General features: G+C 68.6%; 19 protein-coding genes and 3 pseudogenes. 2 read left to right on the forward strand and 20 right to left on the reverse strand.

Annotated features, from left to right (window positions below):
- Positions 1 to 2: 2 nt before the first annotated feature.
- The 17 genes and pseudogenes from ACZ5RK_RS00940 to ACZ5RK_RS01020 all read right to left on the reverse strand — a co-directional run bounded on the left by ACZ5RK_RS00940 (position 3) and on the right by ACZ5RK_RS01020 (position 18,102).
- Positions 3 to 1,061 carry a SpoIID/LytB domain-containing protein gene (locus ACZ5RK_RS00940; protein WP_464909336.1) on the reverse strand — a complete coding sequence of 353 codons (1,059 nt, stop codon included), beginning with the start codon at positions 1,059 to 1,061 and terminating at the stop codon, positions 3 to 5.
- Positions 1,062 to 1,074: 13 nt separating this feature from the next.
- A pseudogene (bshC, locus tag ACZ5RK_RS00945) lies at positions 1,075 to 2,530 on the reverse strand (bacillithiol biosynthesis cysteine-adding enzyme BshC).
- Between the two features lie 10 nt (positions 2,531 to 2,540).
- Positions 2,541 to 3,158 (reverse strand): Crp/Fnr family transcriptional regulator, encoded by a 618-nt coding sequence (locus ACZ5RK_RS00950; RefSeq protein WP_464909337.1) that lies wholly within the window; start codon positions 3,156 to 3,158, stop codon positions 2,541 to 2,543.
- Positions 3,159 to 3,162: 4 nt separating this feature from the next.
- Positions 3,163 to 3,984, reverse strand: a complete 822-nt coding sequence (locus ACZ5RK_RS00955; protein WP_464909338.1) for a menaquinone biosynthesis family protein — start codon at positions 3,982 to 3,984, stop codon at positions 3,163 to 3,165.
- 5 nt (positions 3,985 to 3,989) lie between these two features.
- Positions 3,990 to 6,747 (reverse strand): annotated as a pseudogene (locus ACZ5RK_RS00960) (tetratricopeptide repeat protein).
- Positions 6,748 to 6,846: 99 nt separating this feature from the next.
- On the reverse strand, positions 6,847 to 7,878 hold the full coding sequence (locus ACZ5RK_RS00965) for a 1,9-bis(guanidino)-5-aza-nonane synthase (protein ID WP_054647424.1): 1,032 nt from the start codon (positions 7,876 to 7,878) through the stop codon (positions 6,847 to 6,849).
- An 11-nt stretch (positions 7,879 to 7,889) separates the two neighbouring features.
- Positions 7,890 to 8,163, reverse strand: a pseudogene (locus ACZ5RK_RS00970) (hypothetical protein).
- Between the two features lie 72 nt (positions 8,164 to 8,235).
- Positions 8,236 to 9,126: a 2-hydroxyacid dehydrogenase gene (locus ACZ5RK_RS00975; RefSeq protein WP_464909339.1), complete on the reverse strand. Its 891-nt coding sequence runs from the start codon at positions 9,124 to 9,126 to the stop codon at positions 8,236 to 8,238.
- Positions 9,101 to 9,628 carry a GNAT family N-acetyltransferase gene (locus ACZ5RK_RS00980; protein ID WP_464909340.1) on the reverse strand — a complete coding sequence of 176 codons (528 nt, stop codon included), beginning with the start codon at positions 9,626 to 9,628 and terminating at the stop codon, positions 9,101 to 9,103. Before ACZ5RK_RS00980 ends, ACZ5RK_RS00975 begins: the two co-directional genes overlap by 26 nt.
- A gap of 12 nt (positions 9,629 to 9,640) precedes the next feature.
- Positions 9,641 to 10,915, reverse strand: coding sequence for a Glu/Leu/Phe/Val family dehydrogenase (locus ACZ5RK_RS00985; protein ID WP_464909341.1), 1,275 nt, complete (start codon positions 10,913 to 10,915; stop codon positions 9,641 to 9,643).
- A 10-nt stretch (positions 10,916 to 10,925) separates the two neighbouring features.
- The gene (locus ACZ5RK_RS00990) at positions 10,926 to 12,185 is read right to left on the reverse strand and encodes a Glu/Leu/Phe/Val family dehydrogenase (protein ID WP_464909342.1); all 1,260 of its coding nucleotides are present in this window, start codon (positions 12,183 to 12,185) and stop codon (positions 10,926 to 10,928) included.
- An 87-nt stretch (positions 12,186 to 12,272) separates the two neighbouring features.
- Entirely contained in the window at positions 12,273 to 13,211 is a 939-nt protein-coding gene (locus ACZ5RK_RS00995) for a polyprenyl synthetase family protein (protein ID WP_464910094.1), read from the reverse strand.
- A gap of 68 nt (positions 13,212 to 13,279) precedes the next feature.
- The gene (locus tag ACZ5RK_RS01000; RefSeq protein ID WP_464909343.1) at positions 13,280 to 14,524 is read right to left on the reverse strand and encodes an Ig-like domain-containing protein; all 1,245 of its coding nucleotides are present in this window, start codon (positions 14,522 to 14,524) and stop codon (positions 13,280 to 13,282) included.
- A gap of 321 nt (positions 14,525 to 14,845) precedes the next feature.
- Positions 14,846 to 15,352 carry a hypothetical protein gene (locus ACZ5RK_RS01005; RefSeq protein ID WP_464910095.1) on the reverse strand — a complete coding sequence of 169 codons (507 nt, stop codon included), beginning with the start codon at positions 15,350 to 15,352 and terminating at the stop codon, positions 14,846 to 14,848.
- Positions 15,353 to 15,354: 2 nt separating this feature from the next.
- Complete coding sequence (locus ACZ5RK_RS01010) at positions 15,355 to 15,990, reverse strand: redox-sensing transcriptional repressor Rex (RefSeq protein WP_464909344.1); 636 nt, start codon at positions 15,988 to 15,990, stop codon at positions 15,355 to 15,357.
- Positions 15,987 to 16,763, reverse strand: coding sequence for an SPOR domain-containing protein (locus tag ACZ5RK_RS01015; RefSeq protein ID WP_464909345.1), 777 nt, complete (start codon positions 16,761 to 16,763; stop codon positions 15,987 to 15,989). The genes ACZ5RK_RS01010 and ACZ5RK_RS01015 overlap by 4 nt, the downstream gene beginning before the upstream one ends.
- 1 nt (position 16,764) lies before the next feature.
- The gene (locus ACZ5RK_RS01020; protein ID WP_464909346.1) at positions 16,765 to 18,102 is read right to left on the reverse strand and encodes a tetratricopeptide repeat protein; all 1,338 of its coding nucleotides are present in this window, start codon (positions 18,100 to 18,102) and stop codon (positions 16,765 to 16,767) included.
- A 62-nt stretch (positions 18,103 to 18,164) separates the two neighbouring features.
- On the opposite strand from ACZ5RK_RS01020, the gene ACZ5RK_RS01025 reads away from it, so the two are divergent.
- Positions 18,165 to 18,701 (forward strand): HNH endonuclease, encoded by a 537-nt coding sequence (locus ACZ5RK_RS01025; protein ID WP_464909347.1) that lies wholly within the window; start codon positions 18,165 to 18,167, stop codon positions 18,699 to 18,701.
- Positions 18,702 to 18,705: 4 nt separating this feature from the next.
- On the opposite strand, the gene ACZ5RK_RS01030 is transcribed toward ACZ5RK_RS01025, so the two are convergent.
- Entirely contained in the window at positions 18,706 to 19,539 is an 834-nt protein-coding gene (locus tag ACZ5RK_RS01030) for a DMT family transporter (protein WP_464909348.1), read from the reverse strand.
- Between the two features lie 46 nt (positions 19,540 to 19,585).
- On the opposite strand from ACZ5RK_RS01030, the gene ACZ5RK_RS01035 reads away from it, so the two are divergent.
- Positions 19,586 to 20,062, forward strand: coding sequence for a DNA cytosine methyltransferase (locus ACZ5RK_RS01035; RefSeq protein WP_464909349.1), 477 nt, complete (start codon positions 19,586 to 19,588; stop codon positions 20,060 to 20,062).
- Between the two features lie 130 nt (positions 20,063 to 20,192).
- Here the strand turns inward: ACZ5RK_RS01035 and rplQ are convergent, their stop codons facing one another.
- Both rplQ and ACZ5RK_RS01045 read right to left on the reverse strand, forming a co-directional pair.
- Positions 20,193 to 20,549, reverse strand: a complete 357-nt coding sequence (rplQ, locus tag ACZ5RK_RS01040) for a 50S ribosomal protein L17 (RefSeq protein ID WP_054647177.1) — start codon at positions 20,547 to 20,549, stop codon at positions 20,193 to 20,195.
- A gap of 4 nt (positions 20,550 to 20,553) precedes the next feature.
- A complete protein-coding gene (locus ACZ5RK_RS01045; protein WP_464909350.1) occupies positions 20,554 to 21,492 on the reverse strand; it encodes a DNA-directed RNA polymerase subunit alpha in 939 nt (312 codons plus the stop codon).
- Positions 21,493 to 21,499 lie beyond the last annotated feature (7 nt).

Consider the following 21,499-nt stretch of genomic DNA (forward strand, 5'->3'; position numbering starts at 1 on the left):
GCCTAGCGAAGGGCCCAGGCCGGACCCGGAAGCCCGCCTAGGAGAAGGTCCGAAAGAAAGGTGCCGGGGAAGTAGTGCCCCAGGATCTCCCGGTGGCCGTACCCCGCCTCGGCCATGCCCTTGGCCCCCCACTGGGAAAGCCCCACCCCGTGCCCCGCTCCCCGCCCCAAAGCCTCAAAACCCTGGAACTCCACCAGGGTAGAGGGAAGCCCCAGGAGGCGCAAGAAGCGGCCCGCCTCGAGGCCCCGAAGCTCCACCCCCAGAAGCCGCACCCGCCACACCCGGCCCGAGGGGCTCCGCTCCAGAACCTGGGGGGGGTCCTCCCCCGTGGGGCCGAAGCCCAGGGCCTGGAGCACCCTGGCCGCCTGGGCCCTTTCCACCCGCATCCGCCACAGGCTTTTGGGGCCCTTGGCGTAGGGATCGGGACGGGGGCGCAGGTAGGGCAGGGCCTTGCCGAAGACCTCCTCGCTCCCCGCCGTCATCCCCCCGGAGTCGGCGTGGTAAAGGGCGGAGATGGCCTTCCCCCCGTAGCTCAAGACCTGGCCCCGGGTGGCCGCCACCGCCACCCGGTACCGTTCCCTTTCCGCGGAAAAGCCCAGGTAGACTTGGCAACGCTCCTCCGCGCAAAGGTCATAGGAGGCCCTGGGGTTCAGGCGGCTTACGGCGAAGGTGCGGGCCACCACCGCCTGGGCCTTGAGGGCCTCCAGGGGAAACCCCTCGGGCATCTCCCCGGGCAGGACCCCGAGGAGGTAGTCCTCCAAAGGGACCAGGTTCAGCAAAAGAAGCCTCCCCCCCTCCACCAGGAGGCGCACCCCGCCCCGGTAAGCCCGGCCCTCCAGGGCGAAATAGGGGGCGGGAAGGTCCAGGGAGGGGTAGACCTTCCCCTCCACCACCACCCCCTGGGGCGAGGCCCAGGCCCGCACCTCCCCCTCGGGAAGCTTGAGGACCACCTCCTGGCCTGAAGGGGCCTCCTTCAGGAGGACCCGCAAGGTGAGGTCCTGCTCCTGGCCCGAGGCGGGAAGGAGGGCCCAAATCAGGAGGAGCCCCAACAGGCGCTTCATACTCCTTTGCATCTTACTCCAAAACCAGCACCGCCCGCCCCTCCAAGGGCGCCGCTTTCAGCTTCTCCATGGCATCTTGGTGGCGCAGGGCGTACATGGCGTAGGGGAAGACCCGCTCCTGGGGAAGCCCCAGGGGAAGGAGGTGGCGCTTCAGGCGCTCCAGGTGGCGGAAAAACACCGCATCCCGGGAAAGGCGGGCGCGGAGCACCTTGCGAAGAAGCCGCTCCCCTTCCCCCCGAAGCCGGGCACGGAAACGGCGGAAGGGGCGCTCCAGGGTGGGCTCCAAGGCCCTGGCCCTTTCCGCCAGGGCCTGGGCCTCTTCCAGGAGCCGGGCGAGTTCCTCCTCCACCTGCCGGAAGCCCCCCAGGGTCTCCCGGAGGGCCTCGAGGAAGGCCTCCTCCCCCCGGTCCACCAAGGCCCAGGGGTCCAGGCGGTACCGCTCCAGGATGCGCCGGACAGGGGGCTCCAGCACCACCCCCCGCATCCTCAGGAAGAGGGCGGGCATGGAAAGGCCGTGAAGGGCGTAGACCCGGGAGAGCTCCGCCACGTAGCGGAACTCGTTGGGGCCCACCACAAACCCCGCCGTGGGGAGGACCAAGTCCTGGAACACGGGCCTTAGGCCCGCCGCCGGGGTTAGGCGGGAAGGGTCGGCCCTTAGGACCTCCCGGAGTTCCTTCAGGGTGTAGCGCCGCACCCCATCGGTGAAGGCCCCCTCTTGGTAAAAGAGCAGCCGGCGCTCCTCCGTTTCCAGGAACAGGTTGGTGGCCCCCGGAGGGCGGCCCAAGGGGGGCTTTTCCCCTAGGGCCCTGAGGCGCCGGGCCTCCTGGTTGATGGCCTCGGCGCTGGCCAGGGGGTCGGAGAGCTCCCGCTCCAGGGCCTCCTGGAACAGAGGGGCCAGCTCCTCCGCCATGGGGTCAAAGGGGAGAAGCCCACGCTCCCCCAAAAAGGCCAGGAGGACCCGGGCGAAGAACTCGGAGAGGGTCCCGGCCTCCAGGGCGTAGGCCAGGCGGGGGTCCTCCGCCCAAGGGCCGAGGAAGCCCGCGAGGGCCTTGCGGTGGGGCTCGAAGGGGAAGGCGCCCCGCGGGGCGGGGCGGGAGAGGGAGGGAGAGGGTGCGCACCTCCTCGTCCAAAAGGAGGTGAAGGTGGCGCACCTCCTCCACGTCGTGGTCCTGGGAGGCCACCCAGAAGACTCCGGCCGCCCCCACCCGCTCCGCCAGGCCCAAGGCGGTGTGGGCCTTGTAAAAGGTGAGGGCAGGCCCCCCCAGAAGCCCCGCCTGCTGGCCCGTGACCACCGCCCCCACCTCCAGGCGCTCCAGGGCCCTGAAGGCTTCCTCCGGGGCCCGGAGGCGCTTGAGGTAGGCCCTCAGGGCCTCCGCGAGCCTGGGGTGGCCCTTTCGGCCCAGGCGGAACCTTAGGGCCTCCTCCCCTTGGGGCAGGTTCAAAAGGCGGGCCAGCTGGGCGGGCTCCATGCTTTAGAGCCTAAAGCGCCTCCGCCAGGCGGGCAAGGGCCTTGGGGTCCAGGACCTCCACCCGGCGGTAGCCCAGCTCCACCCAGCCCTCCAAGGCCCACTCCCCCAGGAGCTTGGTCACCGTTTCCCGGGTGGCCCCCACCATGCGGGCCAGGTCCTGGTGGGAGAAGGGGATCTCCCCCCCTTGGGCCAGGCCCAGGAGCAGGCGGGCCAGACGCCCCCCCACGGAGAGGTGGCGCATCTCCCAAAGCCGGGCCTCCGCCGCCTTGAGCCGGGCGTAAAAGGCCTTTAGGAGGAAGGCCTGCACCTCGGGAACGCTTAGAAGGGGAAGGAGGGCCTCCTGGGGGGCGAAGAGGAGCTCGGTGTAGGTGAGGGCCAAGGCCCCCGCCGTGCGCCTTTCCCCCACCAAGGCCTCCTCTCCCAAAAGCCCCCCGGGGCCCACCACCCCCAAGGTGGCGGGCTCCTCCAGGGGACCGGAGCGCTCCAGCCAGACCCACCCTTCCCGCACCAGGTAGAGGCCATCGGCCCGGTCCCCCTCGGCGTAGAGGCGGGCACCCCGCCGCACCCGCAGGGGCTGGAAGGCCCGGAGGGCGGCCTTTTGGGCCTCGAGGGGAAGCTCCTGGAACATGCTCTCAGTCTATAAAGAGGGGCTCGGGGGAAGGGGGGAAAAGCCCCCGGGCCTCGGCCTCGGCGAAGAGCCGCCCCACCGCCCTCTCCCCCTCCTCCCCCACGTCCTGGCTAAAGGCGTTCACGTAGGTGCGCACGTGGGCCCAGATCACCTCCTCGGAAAGCTCCTGGGCGTGGGCCTTGAGGTAGGGAAGGGTCTCCTCCGGGTGGGCCCAGGCGTACTCCAGGCTCCGGCGCACCGCCTGGTCCAGGACCCGGATGCGCTCCCCCCCCAGGTCCCGCCGGGCCAGGATGGCCCCCAGGGGCAGGGGCAGGCCGGTCCCTTCCTCCCACCACTCCCCCAGGTCCACCACCTTGGCCAGGCCGTACTGGGGGTAGGTGAAGCGGCTCTCGTGGATGATCAGGCCGGCCTCCACCTCCCCCTGGGCCACCAGGGGAAGGATCCGGTCGTAGCGCACCTCCACGGGGTGGAAGCCCTGGGCGTAAAGGGAAAGGAGCAGGAAGGCGGTGGTGTTTCGCCCCGGGACCGCCACCCTAAGCCCCTCCAGGGTCCGTAGGGGCCTTCTGGCCACCACCAGGGGCCCCACCCCCCTCCCCAGGGCCCCCCCGCTCCTCAGGGCCACGTACCGGTCCCGCACCCGGCCGTAGGCGGCGTAGGAGAGCTTGGTGAGGGGAAGCCTCCCCTCCAGGGCCCAGCGGTTCAGGGTCTCCACATCCTCCAAAACCGGCACCACGGGAAAGGGGCTTTCCACCCGGCCGTAGGTCAGGGCGTAGAAGATGAAGGTGTCGTTGGGGCAGGGGGAGTAGCCAAGGGTCAGGGCTTCCATAGGCCCTACTGTACCCCCTTTAGGGCCTTCTTGAAGACCTCCGGGGCGAAGGTCTTGAGGGCCCGCAGGAACCCCGTGGCCCCCCGGGCGCGCCCGGGGATGACGTACACGGGCACCCCCAGGCGCTCGGCCTCGAGGCGCACCGGCTCCGAGAGGTCGTGGCCCACGTAGCTGGAGACGATCATGAGGCCATGGGCCTTCTCCAGGCGGCTTTGGATGCGCCTCAGGGCCTCCTTGCCCACCCCGGCGCTGTCGGCGTCGTACCAGTCCACCTTGAGGCCCCGGGCCTCTAAAAAGGGCACCAGGCGGCTCCGGAGCTGGGTGTGCCCCCCCACCACCAGAAGGTGCTCCCCGTGGAAGCGGGGGAGGTCCTCCTCCAGGAGGTCCCCGGGGGACTCGGGCAGGCGGGGCGCCTCTTCCCCCAGGGCCTTCAGGCCCTCCCCCACCGCCTTGAGTTCCTCCAGGTAGAGGGCGAGGCTTTCGTCGTGGGGCTTGAGGAAGAGGAGGCTCCGGAGAAGCTCCCGGGCCAGGGCCAGGTCCTTCTGCCGGTAAAGGGCCACCTCCAGGGCCTTCTGCCAGTACTCCGCCGCCCGGCGCCAGTCCCCCTGGGCCTCGTGGTGCTCGGCCAGATCATAGAGGACCTCCAGGGCCTGGGGATGCTCCTTGAGCTCGGAAAGGAGCAGGGCCTCCGCCTCCTCCGCCCTCCCCGCCCCGTAGAGGGCGGCCAGGTACTGCCCCCGCACGGCCTCGGCCTCGGGGCTTTCCCGGAAGGAGCGGGAGAGGCGGTAGGCCAGGGCCAGAAGCTCCAGGGGAGGGGCCGGGGTGCGGCCCAGGGCCTGGTAGAGCAGGCTAAAGGCGGCCCAGGGCCCCTCCAGCCTCTCCAGAAGGTGCAAAAGCCCCAGGAGGTCCTCCTCGGCCACGGCCTCGAGGCCCGCGTCCCGGGCCCGGGAGAGGAGCTCCCGGGCCAGCACCTCCTCCCCCCCGGCCAAGGCCTCCCGGGCCAGGCGGAAGAGGTAAGGGGCCGGGTAGGCCCGGTGGGCGTGGGCGCGCTTGTGGTCCCCCAGGACCTCCCTTAGAGGACGCCCCAGGATCCGCTTCACCTCGGCCAGGTGGTGGAAGGCCAGGCCCGCCACCTCCCCCTCCCCGTGGCGGGCCGCCTGCTCCAGGAGGTGCAGGGCCTCGGAGAGGCGCCCCTCCCGCTGGCGGAGGATGCCGAGGAGCAAGGAGGCCTCGGGGATCTCCGCCCTGGTCAAGGTCTCGGTGAGGTAGGGCTCCACGGCCTTCAGGTCCTCCCCCCGGTACGCCAAGGGGGTGCGGAGGCGGAGGGCGCTCAAGGCCAGCCCCAAAAACCCCTCGGCCTCGTCCAGGTCGGCAAGCCTTCTGGCGTAGCGCTCGGCCCGGGCGAAGAGCCCTTGGAAAAGGGCCGCCCGAAGCCCAAGCCGGAGCATCTCCCGGGTGAGGAGGCCTGGGGAAAGGTCCTCCACGAACTCCACCCTGCGGCTCACCTCCGCCCACTCCCCTTCCCGGGCGAAGCGGCGCATGCGCTCGGCGATGCGCTCCAGGGCCTCCCGGGTGAAAAGCTCCGCCTCGGGGAGGCCCGACTCCACAAACTGCCTTAGGGCGTCGGCGTACCGCCCCTGGGCCAAATACACCCGGCCCAAGGCCAACCGGTACCGCCCACCCCGAACCGCCAGGGCCTCGAGGCGGGGCTTGGCCCGCTCGTACTCCCCAAGCTCCACCAGGACCAAGGCCCGGAGGTCCTCCGCCTCCTCGGAGAGGGCCCGCCTCAGGGCCTCCTCCGCCTCGGCGTAGCGGGAAAGGGCCAAGAGGGCCCGGCCCCGGAGGTAGGCCGCCTCCCCCGCCGCCTCCTCGGGCAGGCGGGCCAGGACCTCCTTGTGGTTGCCCGCCTCCAAAAGGGCCCGCACCTCCTCCAGGTCTACCCCCCCGGCCAAGACGGGCTCGGGCTCCTCCCAGGGCACCTCCAGGGCCTCCTCTAAGAAGGCCTCCGCCAGGGCCTCGGGCCTGCGGGCCAGGACCAGGAAGTACTCCCCCTCCCCCACCCGCTCCACCTCGGAAAAGCCCAGGCGCCGAAGGCCCTCCTCCACCCCTTCCGGGCTCTTGCCCAAAAAGGGCCCGTGCCCGTAGACGAGAAGCCCCCCCGGGCGGAGGAGGCGGAGGAAAAGGGGGAGGCGCTCGAAAGAAGGCGAAGCGCTTCCAGAAGGCCTCGGGAGCCAGGCGGCTTTCCAAGCCCTGGTCCACGAGCCCCTCAGGGAAGACGGAGAGGAGGAGCAGGGTGTCAAAGGGAGGGAGCGCGGCCTCCTCCGCCCAGCCCAGGTGCCAGACCACCTCCGGCACCCTTTTCTGCCCCACCTCCACCGCCTCCTCCACCCCCTCCAGGGCGTGCCAGGCGAGCTCGGGACGCTTCCTCTGGAGGTAGCCCACCAAGGCCCCGGTGAAGGGGCCCACCTCCAAGACCCTCCCCTCCACCCGGGAAGGCACCTCCTTGGCGTAGAACTCCAGGAAAGGCAGGTGCATGCCGTAGACCAGGGCCTCCCCCTTGGGGACCTTGAGGACCTCGCGGTAGAAACTTCGCACCGCCTCCCGCCCCCCGCCCCCCAGGTAGGCCCGCCAGGCCTTGAGGAGGGGGGCCCGCCGGGCGGGGCTTCCCACCCGCTTGGCGAGCTCGGCCTCAAAGCGCCCCGGGGACACGGGCCCCGAGACGCCGAAGCGCTCCTTCAGGTAAAGCCTTAGCTCCTCGGGCATTTGCCGGGAGTGTACCAAAGGAAAAGGGGGTTGGTAAAGCCCGGGGCGCCTTGGTCCCGCAACACGAAGGCCTTAGCCGAGAACCCTCTTTTGGGGTACTTAAGCCGGTGCGGGGTGCGCCTTCGCCTGGAAGAGGTCGGCGTAGCGCCGCTTGGCCCGCTCCCGGGCCCGGTGGTAGACGTAGGAGGCGAGGAGGGGAAAGGCCAGGGTGGCCTCGGCGAAGACCATCTGGGAAAGGGCGGCGTCCACCTTGCCCCAGCTTTGGGCCTCGCTCAAGGTGGAGCCGGAAAGCCCCCCGTCCCGCTCGTCCGCCACGGTGATCTGGATGGCGTACTTGTGCATCTCCACCCGGTGGCCCAGGACCTCGGCGGCCACCACGATGTCCTGGGCGAAGTTCTTGGGCACCCCACCCCCCAGCATCACGAGCCCCGTGGTGCCCGCCCGAAGCTTGATCTCGGTGAGCTCGCGGAAGTCCGCCACGGAGTCTATGGTCACGTGGGCCTTGGGGTTTTTCACCTGGTGGTATACCAGGCCGAAGCCCGCCGAGGAGTCGGAGAAGGCGGGGACGAAGATGGGCACCCCCTCCTCGTAGGCCGCCCGCACGATGCTCCTCTCCCCCAGGCCCCTCTCCGCCAGGTAGCGGCCCATATGCCAGATGAACTCCCGGCTGGAGTAAGGGCGGGGCTCCAGGCCATCGGCGATCTCGGCCACGGTGTAGTCCGTGTGGCGGAGCTCCTCCTCGTCGATGTAGGTGTCGTAGATGCGGTCAATCCAAAGCCGCCTCAGGGTCTCGTCGTCGGCCCTGGGGTCCCCCTGGTAGTGGCGGTGGCCTAGGGCCTCAAAGAAGTCCTGGTCTACGATGTTGGCCCCCGTGGCCACGATGACGTCCACCAGGCCCTTCTTGATGAGGTCGCGGACGATGAGGCCCTGGCCTGCCGAGACCAGGCTGCCCGCCAGGGTAAGGATGACGCAGGCATCGTCCTCCAGCATCCTGAGGTAGATCTCCGCCGCCCGGTGGAGGTTCCTCGCCTGGAAGGCCGTCTTGCCCATGGCCTCGAGGATGGGCCCGGCGTCAAAGGCCTTGATGTCTATGGGGACCACGGGCGTAGAGAGGAGTTCCTTCTTCTGCATGCTTCTCCCTTCTACGCGGGGTGGGCGTTGGGCGGCTCCCCCCCTTTGGCGCCCCCTGCCTTTTGGGGCAGGACTTTAAGTATACCACCCCCCGGCGATGGGAGGGTAGACCTCCAAAGGACCCTCCACCTCCTCCTCCAGGTCCACCGCCCTATCCCCCACGGCGAGGAGCCAGACCTCCTCCAGGGGGATGCCGAGCTTTTCCAAGGCCTCCCTGGGCGTCCTCGCCTCCACCCGGAGGCGCTCGCCAAAGCGGCGGAGATCCCCGTGCAAGACGACCTCCACGCCACCCTCCACTAAGTGCCTGCGCCCTGGTCCTGCATGAAGGGCCGAGAGCGTCCTTTGGGGGCCCCCACCTTAGTACCCCTCCCGCACCACGTTCAAAAGGGGCTCCCCCCGGAGGTAGCGCCCCACCTGCTGGGCCAAGAAGCGGGCCGCCCGGCGGGCGAAGCCCTCGGAAAGCCCGGCCACATGGGGGGTGATCCCCACCCCCTTGGTCCGCCAGAGGGGGTGGTCCTCCGGCAGGGGCTCGGGGTCGGTGACGTCCAAAAAGGCCCGCACCCTCCCCGCCTCCAGGGCCTCTAGAAGGGCTTCCGTGTCCACCAGAGGGCCCCTCCCCGCGTTCACGAGGAGACCTCCTTCCTTCATCCGGGCGAGGAAGTCCCGGTCCACGATGCCCCGGGTCTCGGGGGTGAGGGGCAGGAGGAGGACCACGGCGTCCGCCTGGGGGAGGAGGTGGGGCAGGTCCTCCCGGGTGTAGACCCCGGGGCGGGGGTGGCGGGCCACGGGGAAAAGCTCCACCCCAAAGGGTTTAAGCCTCTCCGCCACCGCCTTCCCGATGGCCCCGTAGCCCAGGAGGAGGACCTTTCTGCCCTCGAGGTCGGAAAGCCTCCTGGGGGCCCACTTGCCCGCCCTTTGGGCCTCCAGGAAGCCCGGGAGGTCCTTGAGGAGGGCGAGGAGGGCCAGGACCACCCACTCGGCCACCGGGGCGTCGTGGATGCCGGAGCCGTCACAGAGGACCACCCCTTGAGGGACGAGGGGCAGGATCCAGTCCACCCCGGCGGAAAGGGTCTGGACCACCCGGACCTCCACCTCCCCCAAGACCTTCCGCACCACCTCTTCCTGCCCAAAGGGGGGGAGGAAGAAGTCCGCCGTCTTGGGCCAGGGCCCGTCCAGAAAGCGCACCTCCACCTCCTCGGGCAAGAGGGCGAAGACTTCCTCCCTAAGCCTCGGGGCCAAAATCCTCACGGCGCACCTCCATGTACACGTCCTCCCTTCCCTTGGGGCCAGGGCCCAGGCCCACCTCGCGGAACCCCGCCTTCTGGAAGGCCCGCCTCGCCCTCAGGTTGTGGGCGAAGGTGCGGAGCCTCACCCGTTTCAGGCCCAAGGTGGAGAAAGCGTACCCCAGGGCCGCCCGCACCGCCTCGGTACCGTAGCCCTGCCCCCAGCGGTCCTTCCTTCCGATGAGGATGCCCAAGGTGGCCTCCTCCGGGGTGATATCGTAAAGCTCCACCGTGCCCAGGTACTCCCCCTCCTCGTCCAGGATGACGAAGGCCAGGCGGTCCTTCCTGCGGACCTCCGCCTGGACGAAGCGCTTGAAGAGCCAAAGGGGGGAGCGTAAAGGGTTGGAGCCGTTCCACTCCGCCACCTCGGGGTCGCGGAAGGTCTCGTAGAGGCCCTTCCACTCCTCCTCGGAAAGCCCCGCGGAAAAGGGCTTGAGGACCACGCGGCCGAAGCGGGGCCAGTCCACAAGGATAGCCTACTAGGGGTAGAGGCCCCGGAGGGCCCGGGCCTCGAGGACCCGGGTGGCCGCCACCACGTAGGCGGCGGTGCGCAAGGAGATCTTCTTCTCCTGGGCCACCTGCCACACCGCCTCAAAGGCCCCCCGCAACACCCTCTCCAGGCGGGCGTTGATCTCCTCCTCCGTCCAGAAGTAGGAGTTGAAGTCCTGCACCCACTCAAAGTAGCTCACCGTCACGCCCCCGGCGTTGGCGATGACGTCGGGAACCACCAGGACGCCCTTCTCCTGCAGGATATCGTCGGCGGTGGGGGTGGTGGGGCCGTTGGCCCCCTCGGCGACGATCCGGGCCTGGATGCGCCAGGCGTTCTGCTCGGTGATCTGCTTCTCCAAGGCGGCGGGGATGAGGAACTCCGTGGGTATGGCCCAAAACTCGGGGTTGGGCAGGGGCTCGGCCCTGGGGTAGCCCCGCACCCCCCCCATCTCCGCCACGTGGCGCTGCAGGTCGTAAGGGTCAATGCCCGCCTCGTTGTAAACGGTGCCGGTGTGGTCCTGGACGGCGATGACCCGGGCCCCGTGGTCGTGGAAGATGCGGGCGGCGGCGCTCCCCACGTTGCCGAAGCCCTGCAGGGTCACCCGGCTCCCCTCCACGGGAAGACCGATCTTTGCGGCCGCGGCCGCCGCCGTCACGAACACCCCCCGCCCCGTGGCGTCCCGCCGGCCCAGGGACCCCCCCAGGGCGATGGGCTTCCCCGTGACCACCCCGGGCACGGTGCGGCCCACGTTCATGGAGAAGGTGTCCATCATCCAGGCCATCTCCCGCTCCCCGGTGTTCACGTCGGGGGCAGGGATGTCCCGGTCCGGGCCCAAGAGGATGCCGATCTCCGAGGTGTAGCGGCGGGTGAGGCGCTCAAGCTCCCTCACGGAGAGCTTCCTCGGGTCCACCCGCACCCCTCCCTTCCCGCCCCCGTAGGGCAGGCCCACGGCGGCGTTCTTGATGGTCATCCAGGCGGCCAGGGCCATGACCTCGGAAAGGGTCACCTCGGGGTGGAAGCGCACCCCACCCTTGGCGGGCCCGCGGGCGGTGTTGTGGTGGACCCGGTAGCCCTCAAAGTGGGCCACGGTGCCGTCGTCCAGGTGAATGGGCACGTCCACGATGAGGATGCGCTTGGGCCGCTTGAGGCTTTCCGCCAGGGGAGCAAGCCGCCCCAGATAGGGCACCACCCGGTCCACCTGCTCCACGAAGATCTCCCAAGGGCCGCCGTCTCTGCCCAGGTAGGAAAGAGGTTCGCTTCTCATACGCGCTCCTTCACGGATAGACGCCCCTAAGCCGGGTGGCCTCGTTCACCCGCTCCAAGGCCAGGGCCATGGCCCCGGTACGGAGGTCTGCGGAAAGGGCCTCGGCCCTTTGGCACACCTCGGCCACCGCTTTGGCCACGCTCTTGGTGAAGCTCTGGCGCACCTCCTCCTCGCTCCAGAAGAACATGTTGAGGTCCTGCACCCACTCCAGGTAGCTCGCCAGAAGCCCTCCGCCCCCGGTGAGGAGGTCGGGGACCACCCGGACCCCCTTGCCCAGGAGGTAGGCCTCCCCCTCCGGGGTGAGGCCGAAGTTGGCCGCCTCCAGCACCACCCTGGCCCGGACCCGCCTGGCCCTTTCCCCGTCCAAAGCCCCCTCCAGGGCCGCCAACACCAGGTAGTCCACGGGCAGGGCCAGAAGCTCCTCCGGGTCCAGGTCATGGCGGGGAAGGACCCCCGTGGCCTCGTAGTGGGCCAGCACCTCCTCCACGGGGAGCCCCTCCTCCTGGTACATCGCCCCCCGGGAGGTGGAAACCGCCACCACCTTCAGGCCCATCCTCCGGGCGTGGAGGGCGAAGGCGCCGCCCACCTGGCCGAAGCCCTGGACGGCCACCCTAGCGCCCCCCAGGGGAAACCCCCACCTCCGGGCGAGCTCCCCCAGGACCAGGGCCACCCCTAACCCCGCGGCGTCGTCCCGGCCCTCGGTGCCCCCCAGGGCGTGGGGCTTACCCGTCACCACGCCGGGCACCGTGGCCCCCAGGGTCATGGAGTAGGTATCCATGATCCAGGCCATGACCCGTTCGTCGGTCCCCACGTCCGGGCCCAGGATGTCCGTATCGGGGCCGATGAGGTTGACCAGCTCTGCGGTGTAACGGCGCACCAGGCGCTCCAGCTCTCTAGAGGAAAGGAGCCTGGGGTCCACGGCCACCCCCCCGGCCGCCCCGCCGAAGGGCAGGTCGTAGACCGCCGCCTTGAGGGTCATCCAGGCGGCCAGGCCCGCCGTCTGCCCCAGGGTGACGGAGGGGTGGAGGCGCACCCCACCCTTGGCGGGCCCCCGGGCGATGTCGTGCACCACCCGGAAGCCCTGGAAGACCCGTACCTTGCCGTCGTCCATGACCACGGGAAGGGAGACCGTGACCAACCGCTTGGGATGGGTCAGGTACTCCACCGTGGTGGGGTGGAGGGGGGCCACCCTCAAGGTCCGCTCCAGCCGCTCCAAAAAAGCCTCCCAGAGGCCCGGGTCCTCGGGAGGTCGGTAGGCGGGCAGGCTCATAGCATCACCGAAGGGGATTATACCCGCGCCTTGGTTCTGCGACCCGAAGGCCTCTACCTGAAGGCCAGGAAGGCCCTTTTGGGGTACCTAAGAGAGCCTTTCCGCCTCGCGCAAGGCCAGTTCTTCCAAAGCCGCCTTAAAGGGCGAGGGAGGAAGGGGCTTTAAGGCCGCCACCGCCTCTTGGGCCCTCTGCCGGATGCGGGCCTCCACCTCCTCCACCACCCCGCCTTCCCGGGCCAAGGCCCTCAGGCGCTCCAGGTCCCCAGGCTCCCGGCCCCTCCGCCTCAGGATCGCCCGCACCTCGGGGAAGCGTTCCATGAGGAGGAGGGGGATGAGGGTGGCCTTGCCCTCCCTCACGTCCCCCCCCACGGGCTTCCCCAGGGCCTCCGGGGTGCCCATCAGGTCCAGGTAGTCGTCCCGCATCTGGAAGGCCTGGCCGTAAAGGAGGCCGAAGCGGTGCAGGGCCTCCCGAACCCCTGGGGGATCTCCCCGGAGAAGCGCCGGGCCTTCGGTGCAGAGGGCCATCAAGGCGGCGGTCTTGGCGGTGATGATCCTCTCGTAGTTCTCCAGGGAGTAGTCCTCCAAAGCGGCCACCTGGAACTGGAGCACCTCCCCCTCGGAGAGGGTCTTGGCCACCTCGGCGAAGCGCTCCACCAGCTCCATCCGGCCCGTCTTGGCGATGACGTGCAGGAGCCTGGAAAGGAGAAAGTCTCCGGAAAGGACGGAAACGGCGTTCCCGTACTTACGGAAGGCCGCCTCCTTGCCCCGCCTGGTCTCGGCGTCGTCTATGAGGTCGTCGTGGAGGAGGGTGGCGGAGTGGAGGAGCTCCACCGCCAGGGCGAGCTCCATCTCAAAGGGCGCCCCTCCCAAAGCCCTCGAGGCCAGAAACACCAGCCTCGGCCGGATCCGCTTCCCTCCCGCTGTCACCAGGTCCTGGTGGATAAGGCGGACGAAGAGCACGTCGGACTGGACCAGCTGGGAAAGGGCCTCCTCAAACTGGCGGAGGGAGGCCTCGAGGGGACCCAGAACCGTCACGTCCTCCAGTATAAACACCAGGGCCCCGGCCAAGCCGAGGCCCTGGCACGGGAAACCGCCTAAGGCAGGAACCGGACCCTCACGCCATTCGTCCAGGTGTCGCCTCCCGTGTAGTAAACCCTAGCGGTGATTACCCGATCTCCGGAAAGAGCAGGGTCATGGCCCGGAACAGACTGGGTGGTATCCCAGGTATAGATGTAAATCTGGGAACCATCGCCAGCCGTGCTACTCGAGGCATCCCCCACGGGTTGGCCATTGATGTAGATCACCACCCTACTCACGTTCACTCCAGGGGGAAGGGTACCGTTAATGCCAACGGTTACGGTTACGATGGCCCTCTGGGTACCGGGCCCCACCTGGTCTCCATCCTTGGGAGTAGTGATGACAAAAGCCGAACCCACCCTCACGGGGATTGAAGCTTCCGCACGGGATCCCATGCCATCTACCACGACAACCTTCAAGAGATAGTCTCCAGGGGTGACCCGAAGCACATCCCAATCCAGAGAGTATACGTTGCCAGACTGCGAAGGCGCGCCAGCGATCTTGGCCATGGAGTTTTCATCGGCACCGAAGTAAAACTCCACCCTGTCCACCGGGCGATTGGCGCGCACTTCCACTCGAAGGGTAACCAGTCCAGCCACCTCCTGGTTGGGAACGGGATTGATCCAGAAGACACCAGGCTGGTTCGCCACCGTCACCGTGAGGGTGGCCTCCGCGGCGTTCCCCGCAGCGTCCACCGCCCGCGCCTTCAGCGTCACCGGACCATCCGGGTAGCTCAGAGTGTTCCAGCTAAAGGTGAAGGGCGCAGAAGTGGCCCCCCCAAGCTTCGTGGACCCGGCCAAGAACTCCACCTTGGCCACGCCCACGTTGTCCGTGGCCTCCACCTCCAGGGGCACCGTCCCAGAAACCTCCGCCCCGTCCGCCGGCCGCCGCCACACCACCGCAGGCGGCGTCCGGTCCACATTGGCCCGAAGAGCCACTTCCCCCGTGTTTCCCGCCTTATCCTCAGCCTGGACCCTGAGGTCCAAGGAACCGGAGGGTAGGGAAGCCGGGTCCACCGTAAAAGTGTACACATCCCCTGCTCCAGCCTGCTGGGAACTCAGGAGCTGTGTTCCAGCATAAAGCCGTACTTCCCTCATTCCCACGTTGTCCCGGGCCCTGACCCTTAGAGTCAGGGAACCCGCCCCCAGGGTCACGGGTCCGGTGGGCTCTAGAAGCTCCAACTCGGGAGCGATCAGGTCCAGGAGGAAGGTTACAGAAGACGATTCTTCTTCCTTAGAACCAGCCCTGGCCTTGGCCCTCAAGGTGTAGGTTCCTGAAGGAAGGGTATCGGGCAACTGCCCTACCCAGCGCCCGCCCGAGGAAACCAGGGTTATTGAGCCACTTTGAGGCCCGGAGTAACTAACGGTGACCTGGGATACAGTAGCCCCAGAAGCAGACGCCCTCACCTGGACGCGCCGATCCTTGGTCACCGAACTGCTGGTTGGGCTTTCTATGCCCACGGCAAGGGCGATGCTTTCTGAAGAAGCGCTTTGCCCCTGCCAGGTACAGGCGGAAAGAAGGGTAAGTCCCCCTGTCAAAAGCAAGGCTGGCCAAAAAACCTTGGGCCTCATACTTCCCCTCCTTCACTTAAGCGGGTACTTTATCTGGTACTCCTGAACCCAGGAAACCGCTCTTCCGTTCCCAGTTTTCGCGTACCATGTCACCCGGGCCCGCCAGTTGAGAGGAGCTCCTTGATTCAAATGCTCCCTAGCCACGGGCCCATCCAAACTAAAGCGGAAAGGCTGGGACTGTTTGCTCACATAGCGGACCTGGCCCTCCGCTTCCTCCCGCCCCGGGGGGATTTCCACAGCAACGAAACCACTTCCCAAGGAAGCCCCGGCGAAGATCTCGTTCCCGGAGTCGTCCACCACCACGTACTCGTAGCGCTCCAAATACCCCCCAGGCGCCCCTGGAGCCACTTGCACATAGGCGTTGTTGCCAACCACGATGATCTTGCCCTGGTCGTCCACTTCGTAGCCAAGTTGGGGCGGATCCAGAAGTACCCGGTACGGTTGCTGGAAAAACACATCCGAGCAGGCAAAAAGTGCCAGGGCCAAGAAGAAACCCGTGAGGAGCTTAAAACCTTTCATAATCACCCCATCATCTCCTCTCTCCACTTAGGGTTCAGTATAGCAAAGGATAGCCGCGTGAGCCCGGCCAGGAAGTCCACGTTTTCCACCGCCACCTCCTTGGGCACCTCCAGGACCGTGGGGGCAAAGTTGAGGATCCCCTTAATCCCCGCCGCCACCAACCGGTCCGCCGCCTCCTGGGCCGCCTCCCGGGGTACGGTGAGGAGGGCGATCTCTATACGGCCCGGGACCCTCTCGGGAAGGCGGTCCACGTGCTCTATCACCCCTTTGCCCACGGGCCGGCCCACCTTGGCGGGGTCCGCATCAAAAAAGCCCCGCAGCTCAAAACTTTCCCCAAACCCCGGGTAGTCGGCGAGGGCGCTTCCCAAACGGCCCATCCCTACGATGCAAAGCCCCCACCTGCGGTTTAGGCCCAGGATGTGGCGAAGCTCCCGCTTGAGGACGGGGACGGTGTACCCCACCCCTCGGGTGCCGTAGGAGCCGAAGTAGGAGAGGTCCTTCCGCACCTGGAAAGCGGTCACCTGGGCCTCCTCCGCCAGTTGCTCCGAGCTGGTGCGGTGGATGCCCTTGGCCTCCAGTTCCTCCAGGATGCGGAGGTAGGTCACCAGACGGCTAATGGCGGCGCTAGGAACCTTCATCGCACCTCCAAGGCCTGAAGGCCCAGGGCCTCCACGCGGGCCCTGAGGGCCTCCTTTTCCTCTGGGGCCACCGGCCCCACCCGGACCCTGTAGACCCCGTCCTTCACCAGCACCACCGGAAGCCCCGCCTCTTTAAGCCTGCCCGCCAGGGCCAGGGCGTTTTCCTCCTTCTGGAAGGCCCCCACCTGCAGGTACACGCTCCCCCCGGAAGCGGGGGCCGGGGCCTGGCCCCGGTAAACCTGGGCCCCGTAGGCCGAAAGGGCCTGGGCCACCCGCCTGGCCTCGGCCTCGCTGGCGTAGGGGCCCACCACCACCCGGGTGAGGGAACTGCCGGCCTCGAGGCGGGCCGGATAGCCCTTTTGCGCCAGTTCCCGCTCCAGCCGGGCGGCGTTTTCCGGGTTGGCGAAGGCCCCCACCACCACGCGATAGCCCCCGCCCGAGGGCCTGGAAGAGGCGCCTTTGAGGGTTTCCTCCCTGGGCGGGGAGGCCTCCTGGAGCTTGGGTGCGGAGGCCTCCTGGGGCTTAGGCTCCTCCGGGGCCCGGGGCAGGGGCATCACGGTCACCACCGGCTCGGGGGGTTTCACCTCCCTGGGGGCGGGCGGGGGCGAGGCCTGGGCCGGAGGGGGCGAAGGAGGGGCCTGGGGGGTGGGGGAAGAAGCCTGGGGCCGGGCGAAGGGGTTGACCCCGGTGAGGTAGAGGACGATGCCCGCCGCCACCAAGGCGATGAGGAGGAAGATGAGGGCGTCCAGCCAGTTTTCCTTGAGCCAGCGCATCCTACCTCCCAAGAAGGGCCTGGGCCTCCTTAGAGCCCAAGGCGGCGGCCTGCCTGAGGGCGCGCTCCGCTTCCCCCTCCCGGCCCAGGCCCCTCAGGGCCAGGCCCAGGTTGTACCAGGCGGCGGCCTGCTTAGGAGCCCGCCCCAGCACCTCCCTGAGGACCAGCTCCGCCTCGCCGAAGCGCCCCAGGGCCACCAAGGCGGCGGCCAGGTTCACCCCCACCTGGGGGTCCCGCCCGGCCTCGTACAGGGGGCGGAGCACCCCCACCGCCTCCTCCCCCCGGCCCAGCTCCAGGAGGAGGGCGCCCTTAAGGGCCTGGGCCTCGAGGGTGGAAACCCCTTCCAAAAGCCCCAGGGCCTCCTCCCTCTTCCCCAGGGCATAGGCCGCCTGGGCCTTCAGGAAGGCCCCAGGAGGCCCCGCCTCCTCGGCGTAGCGGTAGGCGTTTTTCGCATCGCCTAGGCGCAGGTAGGCCACGGCCAGGGCCTGGGCCACCTCGGGCTCGGGGCTGGAGCGGTAAGCGGCGAGGAGGGGGGCCAGGGCTCCCTTGGCGTCCCCGGCCCGAAGCCTGGACTGGCCCAGGTAGAAAGCGGCCTCCCAGAGGCCGGGGTCCAGCCCGTAGGCCTCCTTCAAGAGGGGCTCGGGGGCTTCGGAGAGGAGGGCCTTGCGGAGGAGAAGCCTAGCCCTGGCCCTCCCCTCCACCTGGGCCAGGCCCCGGTCCAGCTCCCTGAGGGCCCGGGCCTTCAGGCCCTCCTCCGCCAGAATGCGGGCCAGAAGCTCCCAGGCCTCGGCCACCTTGGGGTCTTGGTTCAGGAGCCCGTAGAGGACGGGCACGGCCTCCGCCCGGCTTCCCGCGGCGTAGAGGGCCTGGGCCAGGGCCAGGCGGTAGGCGAGGCTTCGCTCCGGTAGGAGCCCCTTCCTCAAGGCCTCCGCCGCCTCCTTGGCCTTCCCCGCCTGGCCGAGGGCGGCGGCCAGGGCCAGGTAGGCCTCCTCGGTGGGCTTTATGGACACCGCCTTCTGGAAGGCTTCCGCCGCCTCCTGGGGTTTACCCAGCCGCAGGTAGACCTGGCCCAGGTTGAAGTGGCCCTCGTACCGCTCGGGGAAGACCCGGACCATCTGGTCAAAGGCGAAGCGGGCCTCCTCCAGGCGGCCCGCCCGGAAAAGGGCCACCCCCAGGCCCAGGTGGGCCTCGAGGCGGCCGTAGTCCCGAGCCAGAACCTCCTCAAAGGCCAAGGCCGCCTGGGCGTAGTTCCCCGAACGCAAAAGGGCCTCCGCCTCCTCCAGGGAAGCCGCCAGGGCCAGGCCCAGGAGGGAAAGGAGCGCAACCAAGGGTTTCGTCATAGGGGCCTCCCAACCCTTCGTTGCCCCCAGCATAGCACAAAGCCTTTGCTATCCTAGAAAGCGTGGGGCCAGCCGAGGAAAAGCCCCTAAACCTAGACGCCCCCCGCGTCCTGGTGCTCAACGCGGGGTACGAGGTGCTGGGCCTCGCCAGCATCAAGCGGAGCGTGCTCTTGGTGCTTTCGGGAAGCGCGGAGATGCTTTCGGAAAGCGGCCGCTACCTCCACACCCCTTCCACCCGGATTCCCGTGCCCAGCGTCATCCGCCTTAAGCGCCTGGTGCGGCGGGGGCCAAGCCGCATCCCCCTGAACCGCAGGAACGTCCTCCGCCGCGACCGCTACACCTGCCAGTACTGCGGCCGCCAAGGGGGGGAGCTCACCGTGGACCACGTCCTCCCCAAAAGCCGGGGGGGCAAGCACACCTGGGAAAACCTGGTGACGGCCTGCCGGGCCTGCAACCTCAAGAAGGGGGACCGCACCCCCGAGGAAGCGGGGATGCGCCTCCTCAGACCCCCCAAAAGCCCCCGCCTTCCCCTCTTCCTCTCCGACCTCAAGGAGGTCCCCCAGGACTGGGAGCCCTACCTCGAGGCCTTCCTGCGGTAGGCCCCTACCGCCTCACGCTGAGGAGGACCGCCAGGAGGACCAGGCCCGCCCCCAGGTAGCCCAGGGAGGAGAGCACCTCGCGGAAGAAGAGGAAGGCGAAGAGGTTGGCCACCACGGGCTCGAGGGTGGCCAGGACGCTGGCCCGGGTGGCGGGAAGCCGCCTAAGCCCCGCATAGTAGGCCAGGTAAGCCCCGTAGGTGGAAAAGGCTCCCAAGAATACGAGGGCGTAAAGGGCCTTGGCGCTTAAGGGAGCGAACTCCACAAAGGGCAGGAGCCCCAAGGCCCCCACGGGCAGGGCGTAGAGGAAGAGGGTGGGGGTGGCGTAGCGGGGCAGGTAGAGCTTGCCGAAGATGTAGTAAAGGGCGTAGGTGAAGCCGGAAAGGAGGCCGAAAAAGAGGGCGGGCCCAAGGGCCCGCACCTCGCTTCCCCCGCCCAGGCCCATGAGGGCCACCCCCAGGAGGGTGAGGGCCACGGAGAGAAGCCCCAGGGCGTCCAGGGGCTCCCGGAGGACCAGGTGGGAAAGAAGGGCTACCCAGGCGGGAGCGGTGTAGAGGAGGACCGAGGCCAGAGCCGCCCCGCCAAACCCCACCGAAAGCTGGTAGGCCCCGTAAAACAGGGAAACCCCCACCAGGCCGAAAAGGAGCAGGACGGGAAGGTCCCGGGGGGCCACCCGCACCTGGCGCAAGGCGAGGGCGTGGGCGGCGAAAAAGAGCCAGGCGAGCCCCGCCCGAAAGAAGGCCACCGCAAGGGGGGTGAGCCCTTCCCCAAAGGCCAGGCGGCTTACCGGCCCCAGAAGGCCCCAAAGGGAGGCGGCCAGAAAAAGGTAAAGGTAGCCCATGGAAGGCAGTGTATAATCCCCCCGGTGCCCTTATGGAGGTCAAGGCATGAGCGCCCGCACCCTTTTTGCCCTCCTCGTGCTCCTTATCCTCGCCCTCTTCGCCTGGCTCAACTGGGGGGAGATCACCAAGCCCACCTCCCTCTCCCTGGGGCTCACCCGGGTGGAGGCTCCCTTGGGCCTGGTCCTGGGGGTGGCCCTGGTGGTCCTCAGCCTCCTCTACCTGGTCTTCACCATCGGCCTGGAGACGGCGGCCCTTCTGGAGGTCAAGCGCTACGCGCGGGAACTCCTCTATTACAAGAAGCTGGCCGAGGACGCCGAGCAAAGCCGCTACACCGAGCTAAAGCGTTACCTCGAGGCCGAGCTCGCCCGCCTGGCCGAGGCGGAGCGGGAGGAGATCCGGGCCCTGGAAGCCCGGGTGGAGGAGCTTCTGGAGAAGCACGGCAACACCCTGGCCGCCTACATCGGGGAGCTGGAGGACCAGCTTCTTAGGCTTCTCGGCCCCTCGCAAAACGAGAAGGGCTAAGTGCCCGCGCCTCGGCTTTGCGACACGATACCCTTCCTTCCCCCTACCGGCTCGGGGAAGCCTGCCTAGGGGCCCCCATGCTGGCCCAGGCCAGCATGGGGTGGTATGAAGCCCCCGCTCTGGCTTGGGCCTACTCCACCAGCTCCACCAGGGCCAGGGGCGCCCCGTCCCCGCGGCGGCGCTCCGCCAGCTTGAGGACCCGGGTGTACCCCCCGGGGCGGTTATGGTACTTGGGGGCGATCTCGTCAAAGAGCTTGCGCACCAGCTTCACGTCCTGGAGGTCCCTAAGGACCAGCCTGCGGGCGTGGAGGTCCCCCCGCTTGGCCAGGTGGATCAGGTGGTCCACGAAGCCGGTGAGCTCCTTGGCCTTGGGCACGGTGGTGGTGATGCGGCCATGCAGGAGGAGGCTTTTGGCCTGGTTGCGGAAAAGGGCCAGGCGGTGGGAAGAGTGGCGGTTAAGCTTCCTTCCGGACTTTAGATGGCGCATGGTCTCACTCCTTTAGGGTAAAGCCCCGCTTGGCCAAGGCCTCGCGGATCTCCTCGAGGCTCCTTTCTCCGATGCCGGGGATGTTCCTCAGGTCCTTGAGGTTGAGGGCCAGAAGGGCGCGCACGGACTCAATCCCCTCCTCCTTGAGGCTGTGGAGGACCCGGGTGGAAAGGCCCAGCTCCTCCAGGGGGAGGTCCAGCTCCTCCTTCTCCTCCCGCTCCGGCGGAGGCTCGGCCACCGGGAGGGAAGGGGCCGCCTGGGGGCTGGCGAAGTAGGAGAGGTGCTCCTTGAGGATGGCCACGGCCTGGTTCAGGGCCTCGAGGGGGGTGATGGAGCCGTCCGTCCAGATGCGCAGGGTGAGCTTGTCCAGGTCCGTGCGCTGGCCCAGGCGGGTGTCCTCCACCTGGAAGGCCACCCGGCGCACCGGGGAGAAGAGGGCGTCCACGGGGATGGCGTTGATGCGGTCTTTGATGCCGTGGCGCTCGGCGGGCACGTACCCCACCCCCCGGTCCACCCGCACCTCCATGTAAAGCCGCCCCCCCTCCTCCAGGGTGGCGATGTGGAGGTCCGGGTTCAGTATCTCCAGGTCGGCGGAAGGGACGAAGTCGGCGGCCTTCACCGCCTTAGGCCCCTCGGCCCGGAGGACCAGGGTGGCGGTCTGCATCTTGGGGTCCAGGAAGCGGACCACCAGCTCCTTGAGGTTGAGGACGATCTCCACCACGTCCTCCTTCACCCCGGGGATGGTGGAGAACTCGTGGAGGACGTCCTCAATGTAGACGCTGGTGACCGCGGTCCCCGGGATGGAGGAGAGGAGGATGCGCCTCAAGGGGTTTCCCAGGGTGACGCCGAACCCCCGCTCCAGGGGCTCCAGCACGAACTCCCCGTACTCCCGCCCCTGGGTACGCACCGTAAAGACCGGGGCTTTGAGCTTGCTCTCTAACATAGGCCTC

The sequence above is a fragment of the Thermus kawarayensis JCM 12314 genome (assembly GCF_055393575.1).